Source organism: Streptomyces sp. NPDC018019 (genome assembly GCF_044327805.1).
In the GTDB taxonomy this organism is placed as follows: Bacteria; Actinomycetota; Actinomycetes; order Streptomycetales; family Streptomycetaceae; genus Streptomyces.
The window spans coordinates 419,671-433,782 of the sequence record NZ_JBIRGD010000002.1; the positions used below are offsets into that span (position 1 = coordinate 419,671).

The 14,112-nt window shown below is 73.9% G+C and carries 11 protein-coding genes; 4 read left to right on the plus strand and 7 right to left on the minus strand.

Features of this window, described 5'->3' with window-relative positions; genetic code table 11:
• The first annotated feature begins 47 nt into the window (after positions 1-47).
• The 3 genes from ACH4FX_RS05060 (at position 48) to ACH4FX_RS05070 (ending at position 5,371) form a co-directional block, all read left to right on the plus strand.
• A complete protein-coding gene (locus ACH4FX_RS05060) occupies positions 48-824 on the plus strand; it encodes a transketolase (protein ID WP_398475242.1) in 777 nt (258 codons plus the stop codon).
• 86 nt (positions 825-910) lie between these two features.
• A complete protein-coding gene (locus ACH4FX_RS05065; protein WP_398475244.1) occupies positions 911-1,813 on the plus strand; it encodes a transketolase family protein in 903 nt (300 codons plus the stop codon).
• Positions 1,814-2,125: 312 nt separating this feature from the next.
• A complete protein-coding gene (locus tag ACH4FX_RS05070; protein WP_398475246.1) occupies positions 2,126-5,371 on the plus strand; it encodes an amidohydrolase family protein in 3,246 nt (1,081 codons plus the stop codon).
• 24 nt (positions 5,372-5,395) lie between these two features.
• Here ACH4FX_RS05070 and ACH4FX_RS05075 read toward each other — a convergent pair whose 3' ends face one another.
• A complete protein-coding gene (locus ACH4FX_RS05075) occupies positions 5,396-6,595 on the minus strand; it encodes a Gfo/Idh/MocA family protein (RefSeq protein ID WP_398475248.1) in 1,200 nt (399 codons plus the stop codon).
• A gap of 381 nt (positions 6,596-6,976) precedes the next feature.
• Here ACH4FX_RS05075 and ACH4FX_RS05080 point away from each other — a divergent pair, with 381 nt between their 5' ends.
• Complete coding sequence (locus ACH4FX_RS05080; protein WP_398475250.1) at positions 6,977-8,278, plus strand: acyl-CoA dehydrogenase family protein; 1,302 nt, start codon at positions 6,977-6,979, stop codon at positions 8,276-8,278.
• A 127-nt stretch (positions 8,279-8,405) separates the two neighbouring features.
• On the opposite strand, the gene ACH4FX_RS05085 is transcribed toward ACH4FX_RS05080, so the two are convergent.
• From ACH4FX_RS05085 to ACH4FX_RS05110, 6 genes are all read right to left on the minus strand, one after another.
• Positions 8,406-9,014 carry a GAF domain-containing protein gene (locus ACH4FX_RS05085; RefSeq protein WP_398475252.1) on the minus strand — a complete coding sequence of 203 codons (609 nt, stop codon included), beginning with the start codon at positions 9,012-9,014 and terminating at the stop codon, positions 8,406-8,408.
• Positions 9,011-9,676, minus strand: coding sequence for a GTP-binding protein (locus ACH4FX_RS05090; protein WP_398475254.1), 666 nt, complete (start codon positions 9,674-9,676; stop codon positions 9,011-9,013). Before ACH4FX_RS05090 ends, ACH4FX_RS05085 begins: the two co-directional genes overlap by 4 nt.
• On the minus strand, positions 9,654-10,064 hold the full coding sequence (locus ACH4FX_RS05095) for a DUF742 domain-containing protein (RefSeq protein ID WP_398475255.1): 411 nt from the start codon (positions 10,062-10,064) through the stop codon (positions 9,654-9,656). The genes ACH4FX_RS05090 and ACH4FX_RS05095 overlap by 23 nt, the downstream gene beginning before the upstream one ends.
• 2 nt (positions 10,065-10,066) lie before the next feature.
• Positions 10,067-10,513 (minus strand): roadblock/LC7 domain-containing protein, encoded by a 447-nt coding sequence (locus ACH4FX_RS05100; RefSeq protein WP_398475257.1) that lies wholly within the window; start codon positions 10,511-10,513, stop codon positions 10,067-10,069.
• The gene (locus ACH4FX_RS05105) at positions 10,503-12,545 is read right to left on the minus strand and encodes a sensor histidine kinase (protein ID WP_398475259.1); all 2,043 of its coding nucleotides are present in this window, start codon (positions 12,543-12,545) and stop codon (positions 10,503-10,505) included. Before ACH4FX_RS05105 ends, ACH4FX_RS05100 begins: the two co-directional genes overlap by 11 nt.
• Positions 12,546-12,989: 444 nt before the next feature.
• On the minus strand, positions 12,990-13,904 hold the full coding sequence (locus tag ACH4FX_RS05110; protein ID WP_398475261.1) for a hypothetical protein: 915 nt from the start codon (positions 13,902-13,904) through the stop codon (positions 12,990-12,992).
• Between the last annotated feature and the right edge of the window lie 208 nt (positions 13,905-14,112).

Consider the following 14,112-nt stretch of genomic DNA (forward strand, 5'->3'; position numbering starts at 1 on the left):
GCCTAGCGCTTGACTTCAAGTGCGCTTGAAGTTGCAGGCTCTCTGCCATGACGAACACGACCACGGACACCGTCCCGTCGCCACAGACGGACTTCGCCGCGCTGCCCCGTCTGATGAGCCTGATGACCGGGGACGAGAAGCACGGACCGGCCGCCACCTCCACCCTCGACGCCCTGTGGGTGCTCTACGACCGGGTGCTGCGGGTCTCCCCCGCCACCGCGCAGGACCCGGACCGGGACCGGTTCCTGCTCTCCAAGGGGCACGGCCCGATGGCCTACTACGCGGTGCTCGCCGCCAAGGGCTTCTTCCCCGCCGCGTGGCTGCCGGGCTTCGGCTCGTACGACTCGCCGCTCGGCCACCATCCGGACCGGGTGCTGGTGCCGGGCGCGGAGATCGGCAGCGGTTCGCTGGGGCACGGGCTGCCGCTGGCCGTGGGCACGGCGCTCGGCCTGCACGCCCAGGGGCGCACCGGCCCGGCGGTCTGGGTCCTGATCGGTGACGCCGAGCTGGACGAGGGCAGCAACCACGAGGCCATCGCGTACGCGGGCGCCGCCGGCCTGTCCCGGCTGCACACGCTGGTGGTCGACAACTCCTCGGCGACCCACGGCTGGCGCGGCGGGATCGCCTCGCGGTTCGAGGCCGCGGGCTGGTCCACGACGACCGTGGACGGGCGCGACCACGAAGCGCTGCACGCGGCGTTCACCCTGCCCCACCCGGACCGGCCGCACGCGGTGGTCGCCCGGGTGGAGCCGAAGGAGTACGCGGGTGAGCCGAAGCCGAAGCAGGTGGACGAACCCGGCGAGCCCCAGGCCGTCGCCGCCTGAGCCCTGCCGTACTCCGTTCGCCCCCAACCCCTGCCGCTCCGCCACTTCTATCGCACCCCGTACCGACTTCGAGAGGAATACATCCGATGGACACCATGCGCGAACGTTTCGCCTCGGTCACCACCCAGCTGCTCGACGAGGACCCCCGGCTGGCGGTGGTGCTCGCCGACATCGGTGTGGACGGCTTCCGTACGGCCCAGGAGCGCCACCCCCGGCGGGTGATCAACGTCGGCATCAGGGAACAGCTGCTCGTCGGGGTGGGCGGCGGCCTCGCCCTGGCCGGGCTGCGGCCCGTCGTGCACACCTTCGCCAGCTTCCTGGTGGAGCGGCCCTTCGAGCAGGTCAAGCTGGACTTCGGGCACCAGGACGTGGGCGGGGTGCTGGTGAGCGCCGCCGGTTCCTACGACTGGCCGGCCGGCGGCTTCACCCACATGGCGCCGGGGGACATCGCCCTGCTGGACAGTCTGGACGGCTGGACCATGCACGTCCCCGGGCATCCGGACGAGGCGGAGACGCTGCTGCGGCACGCCGCCGCGGCCGGTGACGACAAGGTCTACGTACGGCTGTCCGTACAGAGCAACGAAGCGGCGCGGCCGGTCGACGGGGCCCGCTTCCTGCCGGTGCGCGAGGGGCGGGACGGTGTCGTGCTGGCGGTCGGGCCGATGCTGGACAACGTCCTCGCCGCCACCGAGGGCCTGGACGTGACCGTGCTGTACGCCACGACCGTGCGACCCTTCGACGACGCGGCGCTGCGGACCGCGGTGGCCGGGACCACGGCGGCGGACGTGGTGGTCGTGGAGCCGTACCACGAGGGCACCTCGACCCGGCACGTGAACGACGCGCTGGCGCACGTACCGCACCGCGTCCTCGGTCTGGGCGTCGGGCGCCGGGAGCTGCGCCGCTACGGGCAGCTCGACGAGCACCTGGCGGGCCAGGGACTGGACGCGCGGGCGCTACGCGAGCGGATCACCGGGTTCCTGGCCCGGTGAGGCCCCGCGGCCGGGGTGCGCCACCGCACGAACCGGCCGTTTCACCGGAGGTGTTCGGCCACCGCCGGAGGCCGCGGCCCGCGGGTGTTCGGCCACCGCCGGAGGCCGCGGCCCGTGGGTCTCCGGCCTCCGCCCCGCTCCGGTTCCGCTTCTCCCCGGCCACCGCCGGGAGGCACCCCCGTTCCCGCCAACTCTGGAAGGTACCCCAGACGCTCCACCGAGGGTGTTGACCCAGGCCCAACGGTGCGTGACACGATCGGTCGGCCCGCCGCCGGCGATCGACCCGCGCAACCCGCCACAGCTGGAGGACCGTTGGACACCACGGACAGATCCGAGGACGCTTCGTCGGCCGCGCCCCCGCCGCGGCCCCTCACCCGGCGCAGATTCCTGCAGGGCACGGCCTCCGCGGCGGCGGTCACCGGCCTGGCCGGGCTGCCCGGTCCGCTCGCCGGTACGGCCCGCGCCGCCGACGCCGCCGGCCTGCCCACCCTTTCCTTCACCGCCGCCACGAACGGCTCCGCCACCCTCTCGCCCGCCGGCGACCGGCTGGTCGCCGAGATCCAGAACGTCCTGTGGTCCGTGCCGCGCGGGGGCGGCGAGGCCCGAGCGCTCACGCCGCCGGACCTGGAGCCCACCCGGCCCGTCTTCTCCCCCGACGGCAGCCGCGTCGCCGTCTGCGCCTACCGCGGCGGCGGCTTCCACATCTGGACGCTGCGCCCCGACGGCACGGACCTGCGGCAGCTGACCGACGGGCCGTGGGACGACCGCGGCCCGGCCTGGTCGCCGGACGGCACCCGCATCGCCTTCGCGTCCGAGCGGGGCGGTGACCCGGTGGCGGGCAGCCCGTACCGGATCTGGGTCCTGGACGTACGGACGCGGAAACTGACCCGCGTGACCGGGCGGGCCGGGCAGCAGGGGCCCCACCAGGACGGCGCGTGGGAGGACTTCGATCCCACCTGGTCACCGGACGGCGAACGGCTGTGGTTCGTGCGCGGCACGGTCTCGGACACCACGCTGGACAGCCGTACCGTCGCGTCGGTACGGGCCGACGGCAGCGGCGGGGTCACCACCGAGCACACCGACACCTCCGGCGGCCAGGTCATGGTTCCGGCGGTGGCGCCCGCGGGCAAGGGCGGTGCCGCCCGCCTCGCCTATCTGCGCACCACCGACCGTCCCGGCGGCACCTGCACCCTGGTCGTGGACGGCGCCCCGGTCCCGGTGGACGGTGACGTGCTGCCCGTACCGGCGCGCTGGAGCTCGCGCGAGGAGCTGCTGCTGACCGTTGACGGCCGGTTCACCGTGCTGCGGCCCGGCGCGCCGGACGCCGCGGAGACCATCGACTTCACCGCCGAGCTGCCGGTGCGCCGGCCCCGCTACGAGGTCAAGGACTACGGCTTCGAGCGCACGGGCGTCCGGCCGGTGCGCGGGGTGCACCTGCCCGCGCTCTCCCCCGACGGCCGCCAGGTGGCCTTCGCCGCGCTGAACTCGCTGTGGCTGGCGCCCACTTCGGGCGGCAGGCCGCGGCGGCTCGTCCGGTCCGGCGCCACGCGGTACGTCCTCGGGCCGAGCTGGGCCCGCGACGGCCGCTCCCTGCTGTACGCCGACGACCGCGACGGGCTGTTCGCGGTGCGCCGGCACGACCTGGCGACCGGCGCGGAAACGGTGCTGGCCGAGGGAGGCCGGGTGCAGCCCGCGCTGTCCCCGGACGGCGGACGGCTCGCCGCGATCGACATGTCGGGCAATCTGGTGGTGCGGGATCTGGCCGACGGCACCGAGCGCGTGGCCGCCGCGCCGCTGGGCGCCGGCGGGGTGCCGGGCCGGCCCAGCTGGTCACCGGACGGCCGCTACCTGGCGTTCTGCGACCGCAACCGCCTCAACCACCGCTTCCGCGAGGGCTACAACCTCATCCGGATCGTCGACACCCGTACGGGCGAGGACCGGCTGCACACCCCCGGCCCCGGGGACACCCTGCCGTGCATCGCCGACCGCTACGACTCCGGCCCCGTCTGGTCCCCGGACGGCCGGTGGCTGGCGCTGATCGCCGAATCCGCGCTGTGGGTGCTGCCCGTACGGCCGGACGGCACCCCCGACGGCGCCCCGCGCCGGCTGACCGACGAAAGCGCCGACCACCCGTCCTGGTCCGGCGACTCCCGTACGCTCCTCTATCTCTCGGCCGGCCGGCTGCGGCTGACCGGCGTGGACGGCGGCCCGGCCCGTACGGTCAGGGTGGCCCTGGACCACCGCGGCACGCGCGCCCGGGACACGGTCGTGCACGCGGGCCGGTTCTGGGACGGCACCGGCGAGGAGGTGCGCGAGGACGTGGACCTGGTGGTGCGCGACGGCCGGATCACCTCCGTCGAGCCGCACGGCCGGGCGGCGGGCCGGCGCGCCGCCCGGCGCGTCGACGCCTCCGCGCGGACGGTGATCCCCGGGCTGTGGGACTCGCACACCCACCCCTGGCAGACGACGTACGGCGGCCGGCAGACCGCGCTCCAGCTCGCCTACGGCATCACCACGGCCGTCTCGTTCGGCGGCTTCTCCTATGAACAGGCCCGCATCCGTGAGGCGGTCGCCGCCGGTACGCTCGCCGGGCCGCGGCTGCTGTCCTGCGGTGAGCTGCTGGACGGCAGCCGCGTCGCCTACAGCATGGGCCGCGCGCACGCCACGCGGGAGGGGCTGCGGCGGTCGCTGGAGCGGGGCGCCGCGCTCGACTGGGACTTCGTCAAGACGTACGTACGGGCCCCCGGCTGGATCATGGAGGAAGCCGCGCGGTTCGCGCACCAGCGGCTGCGGGTGCGCTCCGGCAGCCATCTGCTGACGCCCGGTGTGCTGCTCGGCCAGGACCTGACGACCCACCTCCAGGCGACGCAGCGGCTGGAGTTCGGGCACGCCGTCTCCGCCTCCGGGCACGCCTACGAGGACGTGGAGGAGATCTACACCGCCACCGACTTCCACCTCATCGCCACCCCGTTCTCCGCCTCCGTCCTGCTGGGCGCCGCCCCCGGGCTCGCCGACGACGCCCGGGTCAAGACGCTCATGCCGCCGTGGGACGCCGCGCTGGTACGGGAGAACGCGGGCCACCGTCCCACGCCGGAACAGCTGGGCGACATCGAGACCGAGGTCGGCGTCTACCGGCGGGTGCTGCGCGGCGGCGGGCTCGTCGCGCTGGGCACGGACCAGCCGCTGACGCCGGTCGGGCTGCACCTGCACCTGGCCCTGCGCGCCCTGCACCGCTGCGGGTTCACCGCCGCGCAGGCCCTGCGCACCGCCACCGTGCTCCCGGCCCGCGTCTTCGGCGCCGACGGGGACCTGGGCACGCTGGAGGAGGGCAAGCTGGCCGACCTGGTGATCGTGGACGGTGACCCCTTCACCGACTTCGATTCGCTGGTCCGCACGGCCGCGGTGCTGCGCGGCGGGCGGCTGTACGAGCAGCGGGACCTGGTGGCGGCCTTCCCCGCGCCGGCCGGCCGCACGGCTCGGGCCGCCACGGCCCGGGAGGACTGGCTGGCGGTGGGACGGCAGCACCGGCGCGACTCCTGTTGCGGGGCGGGCGGCTGAGGGCGGCCGGGTGGCCGCGTCCTCTCACTCCTCCTTGGTCTGGCCCCGTTCGAAGTAGTCCGCCAGCACCGGGTCCAGCGGCGGCACCTCACGGGGGGTGCCGCCGTCGCGGAGCGAGGCGGTGGCGCGGTCGCCCGCCGCCACCGCCATCCGGGCGGCGACCGGTGAGGTGTCGGTGCGCCCGCCGTGCCGGACGAACCGCAGGAACTCGTCGACCAGCAGCGGGTCGGCGCCGCCGTGCCCGGCCTCGTCGTCCGTCTCGCCGGCCGGCAGCTCGTACGTCGCGTCGGCGTCGGCGCGGTGGCCGGACTGCCGGGAGTTCCAGACCCGGACCGAACCGCCGGGCCCGTCGCCGAAGTTCTCCAGGCGGCCCGCGTCGCCGATGACCGTGTAGTTCCGCCAGTAGTCAGGGCTGAAATGGCACTGCTGGTAGGCGGCCAGCACCCCGTTGTCCAGGCGCATGTTGACCAGGGAGACGTCCTCCACGTCGATCCGCGGGTTCAGGCCGCGCTGGCTGCCGGGCGGCCAGTGCGCGTCGTGCGCCAGCCAGTCCGCCGGCCGGGGCTCCCCGGGCGCCCGCCGCATCCCGGGATCGCCGTACACCATCAGATCGCCCAGCGCCTGCACCTGCCGGGCGTAGCCGCCCGCCAGCCAGTGCAGCGCGTCCAGGTCGTGTGCACCCTTCTGGAGCAGCAGTCCGTTGGTGTGGCGCCGCTCGGCGTGCCAGTCCTTGAAGTAGTAGTCGCCGCCGTGCCCGACGAAGTGGCGTACCCAGACGGTCTTCACCCGGCCGATGTCGCCGCGGGTGATCAGTTCCCGCATCAGCCGGATGACCGGCATGTGACGCATGTTGTGGCCCACGTACAGGCGGGTGCCGGTGTCGTACGCGGTCCGCAGGATCGTGTCGCAGTCCTCGACCGAGATGGCGAGGGGCTTTTCCACGAAGACGGGCCGGCCCGCGCGCAGCGCCTGGCACGCCAGGTCCGCGTGGGTGTGGTCGGGTGTGAGGACGAGCAGTGCGTCGAGGTCCGGGTGGTGCAGCAGGGCCCGGTGGTCGGCGAACGTCCGGGCGCCCGGGAGGCGTCGGGTGGCGTACGCCAACGCGTCCGGGTCGGTGTCGGCCACCGCGGTGACCCGGGCGCCGTACCCCGGCCGGTGGGCGGTGAGCGCGAGGTCGCCGCGCAGGCCGAAGCCGATGACGCCCAGGCGCAGGTCGTCGGTCATGAGGTGCCTCCTCGGGCGGACGGACTCCATGGTCGGCGGAGTACGGGACCAAGGAACGGCGGGGCGGCGGGGACCCTCGGCCCCCACCCTCGCGCCTCCCTCCGCCACCCCCCGCAGAACACCGCCGGACGTGCACACGCACCGTAAACCACAGGGGTGGTGAAGGTGTTCTTCGCACTCCCATTGGTCGCATAAATGCACGGAGTTGATGTTTTATGCGCCGTGCAGCAGGTATGCCAACGGGTATTGCACGAGGTAAACACCATTGACGGTCCGGGTCGGCAGGGAAGGGGCCGGAGCGGCCGGCGGCGCACGCCCGGCGCGCGCCGTCCGGCGGGCACGAAGCAGCACGGCGCGGGGGCGTTCATGAGGAGGCTCGTCTTGCATCGCTACTTCACCGACCAGCGACACGAAGCACTCCGGCACCAGGTGCGGGATTTCGCCGAGCGCGAGGTCCGGCCCCGAATAGCCGAGATGGAGGCATCCCGTACCGTCTGCCACGAGCTGTCGCGCCTGATCGCCCGCCAGGGGTGGATCGGCGCGACCGTGCACCGCGCCTACGGCGGGATGGGCGCCGGACACCTGGCCAAAACCGTCATCATCGAGGAGCTGTCGCGGGTCAGCGGCGCGATGGGCGCCATGGTGCAGGCGTCCCAGCTCGGCGCCGCGAAGATCATCCACTTCGGCAGCGAGGAGCAGAAGAAGACCTGGCTGCCGGCCATCGCCGCGGGCGAGTGCCTGCCGACCATCGCGGTCACCGAACCGCAGTCGGGCGGCCATGTGCTCGGCATGACCGGCCGGGCGGTCCGCGACGGCGACGACTACGTCCTCAACGGCCGCAAGATCTACGTCGGCAACAGCCACGTCGGCGACCTGCACGGCGTCGTCCTGCGGACCGGCGCGGGCTCCTCGGGCCTGTCGGCGTTCCTGGTGGAGGCGGACCGGCCGGGCGTCCGGGTCGGTCCGCAGCGGCAGGCGATGGGGCTGCACGGCTTCAGCTTCGGCGAGCTGTTCTTCGACGACTGCCGGGTACCGGCGGCGAACCTGCTCGGCCGGGAGGGCGACGGGCTGGCCGTCGCGTACTCCTCCAGCGTGCTGTACGGCCGGCCGAACCTGACCGCGGTGTCGCTCGGCATCCACCAGGCCGTGCTGGACGAGACCGCGCGGTTCTGCGCGGAGCGGGAACGATACGGCAAACCGCTGGCGAACCTCGGCAACATCAAGATCAAGCTGGGCCGGATCCAGTCCCGGCTGCTGACCGCCCGGCTGGCCGCGTACCACGCCGTCCACCTCCTCGACCGGGGCCTGCCGTGCGACGCGGAGCTGATGAACGCCAAGCTGGTCAACGTCGAGAGCGCGCTGGAGTCGGCGCGCGACGCGATGGACATCCACGCCGCCTGCGGGCTGTTCACGGACCGGCCGGTCGAGCGCTACCTGCGCGACGCGCACCACATCTCCGCCCCCGCCGGGACCTCCGACATCCAGCTGCTGCGCCTGGGCGAGCTGGCGCTCGGCACCGCCAAGGGCGAGTGGTCCAGCCGGCTGTCGGACGTGGTGCGCCTGGAGGCGTCGGACGGCGACATGTCCTTGCCGGCCGAGAGCGATCCGGCCAGGGCGCCGGCGGAGCCCGCCCGGTCCGCCCCCCTCCTGCGGGAGCGGACGGAGTTGCAGCCGACCGGCTGACCCGGTGTCGTCCCGGACCGCCCGCCCGCCACACGGCGAAAGCCCGTGCCGTTCCTCCCGGCAGCTGCGACCGGGAGGAACGGCACGGGCTCGGCGGCGAACGGGAGCGTACGGCGGTGTACGGGCCTCAGCCGTCCTCGGCGCGCTGCCGCTCCATACGGTGGATCTGCTCGACGAGTTCGGCCGCCATCGACTTGATGGTCTCCAGCCCCTCCCGCCCCCACGGGCGGCGTTCCAGGTCCACCACGCAGACCGTGCCGAGCGCCATGCCCGTATGGTCGATGAGCGGGGCGCCCAGGTAGGAGCGGATGCCGATCTCGTCCACGACCGGGTTGCCCGCGAAGCGCGGGTAGTCGCAGACGTCCTCCAGCACGAGTGCCTTGCGGCGGACGATGACGTGCGGGCAGTAGCCGTGGTCACGGGCCATCACCCGGCCGGGCTGGGCGCTCGGCGGCGCGGGGCCCAGTTCGACGGGCGCCTGCTCGTCGTCGGGCGTGTAGAGCCCGGCGAAGTACTGCCGGTGCTCGTCGATGAAGTTGACCATGGCGTACGGCGCCCGGGTGGTCCGGGCCAGCTTGCGCGCGAACTCGTCGAAGGCGGGCAGCGGCGCGTCGCCGATGCCCAGGGCGCGCAGCCGGGCGACACGGGCCGGTGCCTCGTGGTCCTCCGGGGTGAGCAGCAGATGGCGTGTGGGGTCGTAGGAGGCGTACGACACGCGTGGGACGGGACGGGTCACGGGAACTCCGGGGTGGCGGCGAGGGCGGGGGTGAGCAGGTGCTGGACGAGCGAGACCAGGACGTGGGTGGACGAGCTGCACTGGCGCGCGTCGCAGAGCACGACGGGGGTGCCCGGGTCGAGGTCCATGGCGGAGCGCACCTCGTCCGGGTCGTAGCGGTAGCCGCCGTCGAACTCGTTGACGGCGACGATGAACGCGATGCCGCGCCGTTCGAAGAAGTCGACGGCAGCGAAGCACTGGTCCAGGCGGCGGGTGTCGGCGAGGATGACGGCGCCGAGCGCCCCGTTGGACAGTTCGTCCCACAGGAACCAGAAGCGCTCCTGCCCCGGGGTGCCGAAGAGGTAGAGGACGTGCTCGCGGCCGAGGGTGATCCGGCCGAAGTCCATGGCGACCGTGGTGGTGTTCTTGTCCTCGACGCCCGCCAGGTCGTCGGTCCCCACGCTGATCTGGGTGAGCAGTTCCTCCGTGCTGAGCGGTTCGATCTCGCTGACCGCTCCGACGAAGGTCGTCTTGCCCACGCCGAAGCCGCCGGCCACCAGGATCTTCAGCGCCAGCGGGAAGGGGTCGGCGGCGGGGCCCGGGGCGGGGTCCGCGGGGGACGGGCGGTGCGCGGGGAGCCGGGCGTCGGCGGACAGGGCGTCAGAGCCGTTTGCGTAATCCATGCAACACCGCCTCCAGCAGGGCTCGGTCGGTACGGTTCGGGGAGTCTGCTCCGCGGGCGGCCACCGGGACGGGCGCGCGGGCGGCCAGCGCCCCGCACTCGACGAGGTCGGCCAGCAGCACCTTGGTGACCACGGCGGGCAGACGTATGTGCGCGGCGATCTCGGCGACCGACACCGGGCCGCCGCAGAGACCGAGCACCTGCGCGTAGTCGGGGCCCTGACAGGTGACGGGCCGCTTGCCGGTGGCTATGACCATGGTCAGCAGGTCGAAGTGCGCGGTCGGGCGGGTGCGGCCGTTGCTGACCGTGTACGGGCGGACCAGGCGGCCGGCTTCGTCGTCCAGCCACGGGATCTCCCGGCCCGGTCTGCGGCGGCGCCGTACGCCCATGGTCAGCGACCACCCGCCCGGGCCTGCTGCCGCACCGGCGTCGCGAGGTAGGGCCGGACACTCTTGACCAGCATGCCCATCTCGTAGCCGAGGACCGCGACATCGGCCTCCCGGCCGGCCAGCACGGCGAGACAGGCGCCGGATCCGGCCGTGGAGACGAACAGGAACGTGGACTCCAGCTCGACGACGACCTGGAGGACGTCGTCGCCCTTGCCGAAGCGCACCCCTGCGCTGCGGGCGAGGGAGTACAGGCCGGAGGAGAGGGCGGCCAGGTGGTCGGCACTGTCCGGGTCGAAGCCGTGGGCCGCCTTGACCAGGCCGTCGGAGGACAGCAGAAGCGCGCTGGTCGCATGCGGTACGCGGTTCACGAGTCCGGTCAGCAGCCAGGACAGGTCGGTCTGCTGGCCTCCCTGCAGGGCATGTGCCTGCGTGTGCACGTCACTCACCATGGTCGCGGTCGTCTCCTCGGCGGGGTTCGGGCCTGTCGTGGCCGGCGTCGGCGCCGGCCCGGTAACTGTCGTAACCGTCGTGGTCGCCGGGACTGCCGTAACTGTCGTCGGCGAGGCTGATGCCGCGCCGGAACGCGGCCATCAGGCCGGGGTCGTGCTCGGGTTCGGGTCCGCCGTCGCGGCGGCCCGCGGAGGGCAGGATCGGCTCGCCGCGCAGCTGGGGCACCAGGTGCTCCTGCTTGCGGCGGCGCGGCAGGCGCGGGCGGGTGCCGTCCTCCGGCGCGGCGGGCGGGGCGGGCGGCATGTGGACCGGGCCCGGGGCGGTGGCGGCGGGTGGGACGGGGTGCGCGTCCGGGTGCGGGGACCGGTGTTCGCCGCCGAGCGGGTCGGGGGCCCGGTGGGCGCCGGCCGGGGGCGGGCCGGCGGCCGGGGGCGCGGCGGCGTGCACGGCGTGGGTGCCGGCGTGCGGGGTGCCGGCCGCGCTGGGCCACACGCCGTCGCCGTACACGATGTCCGGGTACGCCCCTTCGGCGGCCCCGGCCACGGGCGCGCCGTGCGCGGCCTGTACGAGCCGCCGGCGCGGCCCGCGCGGCTCGGCGGTGCCCACCGGGCCGGTGTCCTCATCGTCGTAACCGCTCCGGTACCCGGACGCGGTGTCGGCGGCGGCGAGGGAGCGCCGCTCCGGAGCCGGCAGGGCGGTGTCGGCGTCCGTGTACGGCTCGTCGCCCTGTCCCTGTCCCTGCTCGGTCACCGGGCCGAGCAGGCTCTTCGGCACGACGAGGACGGCCTGGACGCCGCCGTAGATGTTGCTCTGCAGCCGGACCACGATGCCGTGCCGCCGTGCGAGCGAGGAGACGACGAAGAGCCCGATGCGCCCGTCGTTCAGCAGCTCGGCCACGTCGACGTGGTCGGGGTCGGCGAGCAGTCCGTTCATCCGGGTCTGCTCGGCCGGCGACATGCCCAGGCCGCGGTCCTCGACCTCGACGGCGAGGCCGGCCGTGACCAGCTGGGCGCGCAGCAGGACGTGGGTCTGGGGGGCGGAGTAGACGGTGGCGTTCTCGACGAGCTCGGCGAGCAGGTGGATGACGTCAGCGACGGCGTGGCCGCGCAGCGTGCCCTCGATGGGCGGCACCAGCTTGATCCGCGGGTACTGCTCGACCTCGGCGATGGAGGAGCGCAGTACCTCGGTCATGGTGACCGGGCGGCTCCACTGACGGCGGGAGATGGCGCCGCCGAGGACGGCGAGGTTCTCGGCGTGCCGGCGGATGCGGGTGGCGAGGTGGTCGACGTGGAAGATCCCCTTGAGCAGGTCGGGGTCCTCGACCTGGTTCTCCAGCTCGTCCAGCAGCTCGATCTCCCGGTGCACCAGGGACTGCAGGCGCCGGGCGAGGTTCACGAAGACCTCGACCTTCTGCTCGTTTCCGCTGGCGTTGGCGCGGGCGATGGCCACCGCGTCGACGACCGCCGCCTCGGCCGCCCGGCCCGCCGCGGCCACCTCGTGGGCGAGCAGGTCGAGGGTGTCGCCGGTGGGCGGCGGGGCGGCCGGTTCGGGCTCGCGCTGCTGGAGCCACTCACCCTGGCGGACGCGGTGCAGCAGGTCGTAGAGGTCGTGCTGGCTGCGGGCGCAGACCTCGCACAGCCGCGCGTAGCGGGCCACGGCGGCGCGTGCCTCGTTGTTGGCCGCGGTGCCGGCGGCCGTCACGATGGCGCAGACCAGGGCACCGGCGCCGAGCAGTACGGCCCAGTCGCGACCGGTCAGCTCGGTGCCGCCGACCCGTACGACGAAGGCGGTGGCGGCCGAGCAGGTGGCGGCGACCAGGAGGCAGGGCACGGCGGCGAGCCGCACCAGCCGGGCCCGTATCGCCGAGTCGGCGGCCGTCTCCGGGAACGCGGTCCGGCCGTGCCGCCCGCCCTCCCGCTCCCGGCGCCGGGTGGCTGCCGGCTCGGGGTCCGCCCCCCGGGGACCGTGGGGTCCCAGGGGACCCTGGGCCTCCTGGGTGGCGGGGGTCCCCTGGGGGAATGCAGCAGGCATCGGCGCCCTCCGGATCGGCCGTCGGCAGTTCGCGGAGCACGCACGCTAGTTGTTTCGGGGGTGGTACTTGGGCACACTTCGGCGTTTCGCTACCCCGCGCCACCTCCCCGCGAGGGGCCACCTCGCACGCCAGTGCGCTTCTCCCCGAACTACCGTTCAACTGCTGGCAGTTACCGCCCGGTGGCGGCGCCCGGCCGGCGGGGCGCACACCGGCCGGACACGCTCCCGCCGAGTGTGCCCCGCGCCCCGGCATCACAGGCTCAGACGTCACTCGCGCACGCCATCACCGGCCCCTGCCAGGGAATACGCCACCCCACCGGCCGGCCGGACGTGCCGGCCCAACGCCGGGAGAGCGGGCCGTGCCGGAAGTCCGGCGAGTGTACTAGGCCATTCCGGGGACACGGCGCGTCCCCGGAAGCAGATCACGGCCACCCGGCCGAGCGCCTACGCGGTCTTGGCGCATCCCTTCGGCAGCTTGGGGAAGGCAGTGGTCCGCCACGCTCCGCCCGCGGGGCGGCGGTCGGTCAGCGTGGGGCGGCCGCTCAGCACGTCGGTCATCTTCAGGCCCAGCTCGGCGAGTTCGGGGTGGTTGAAGTTCACCCTCCCGACGACCACGCCGTACTTGTCCTTCAGGGCGGCCTGCGGCCCGTTGGGGCCGGACTTCGGTACCGGACGGTTGGTCAGCTCCACCGTCATGCCTTCGGCCGGCAGCACCGAGTCGATGGTCTTGGTCACGGTGCAGGCGTCGATGTCCGCCGGACCCACGTACGAGGCGACGCCGCCGTCCAAGTCCAGCACGGCCCACACGCTGCCGATCCGGAAGACCCCGTACAGCGTGTCGGTGTCCGCCTCCATGGTGCCGAGCACGCGTCCGTCGCGGGAGAACTCGGCCTTGTGGCGCTGCTCCCCGAGCGCGGTCACCTTGGCGACGGTCTCGCCGTCGGCGAGCTTCTCCGTGTGCGCGCCGTGGCCCTGGGAGGTCCGCTGGATCCAGGACACGACATTGCCGTTGTTGTCCAGGACGGTGAACATCCCGTTGAGGTTGCCCGCGGCGTACGGTCTGTCCGGGCGGGCCTCGATGGAGCCGAAGGAGGCGCCGTCCGCGAACCCCTCCTCGCGGTAGTGGTGGTCGCCCAGCTTGTAGATCTTCCCGACGGACACGCCGTCCGGAAGCTCGACCGAGCGCACGTACTCCCCGCCGCCCTGCGCCCGGGCCACGGAGCCGGCACCGGCCGCCGGGGGATGCGGCGCCTCGGCCGCGAGGGCTCCCGCAGCGGGCGCGAGGACCGCCAGGACCGTCACGGCGGCGGTCGCGGCCAGGCGGAAGGTGCCGCGCGGGCGCGGTAACTGAATCGACATGCGTGTCTCCATCTCTCATGTGAGCGGGAAAGGCCGTGCGGGACGGTGAGCGCTGCCGCGTGTCCGGGGGTGAGCCGGTACCACCGTCCGCCGGAAGAAAGCTAAGAGGCCCGCGTGCCCGCCACCTGACGATCATGTAACGGAATACCTGCGGGATAACACCAGATGTCCAACAAACGGAATCAATCTGCCCGCAAATCGTCCGTCA

What these genes read in the sequence shown, in the direction of transcription:
- ACH4FX_RS05105 (WP_398475259.1), bottom strand. Translation starts at nt 12,545, where the DNA reads ATGCCTGCTGCATTCCCCCAGGGGACCCCCGCCACCCAGGAGGCCCAG.
- ACH4FX_RS05100 (WP_398475257.1), bottom strand. Translation starts at nt 10,513, where the DNA reads ATGGTGAGTGACGTGCACACGCAGGCACATGCCCTGCAGGGAGGCCAG.
- ACH4FX_RS05095 (WP_398475255.1), bottom strand. Translation starts at nt 10,064, where the DNA reads ATGGGCGTACGGCGCCGCCGCAGACCGGGCCGGGAGATCCCGTGGCTG.
- ACH4FX_RS05060 (WP_398475242.1), top strand. Translation starts at nt 48, where the DNA reads ATGACGAACACGACCACGGACACCGTCCCGTCGCCACAGACGGACTTC.
- ACH4FX_RS05065 (WP_398475244.1), top strand. Translation starts at nt 911, where the DNA reads ATGGACACCATGCGCGAACGTTTCGCCTCGGTCACCACCCAGCTGCTC.
- ACH4FX_RS05075 (WP_398475248.1), bottom strand. Translation starts at nt 6,595, where the DNA reads ATGACCGACGACCTGCGCCTGGGCGTCATCGGCTTCGGCCTGCGCGGC.
- ACH4FX_RS05110 (WP_398475261.1), bottom strand. Translation starts at nt 13,904, where the DNA reads ATGTCGATTCAGTTACCGCGCCCGCGCGGCACCTTCCGCCTGGCCGCG.
- ACH4FX_RS05090 (WP_398475254.1), bottom strand. Translation starts at nt 9,676, where the DNA reads ATGGATTACGCAAACGGCTCTGACGCCCTGTCCGCCGACGCCCGGCTC.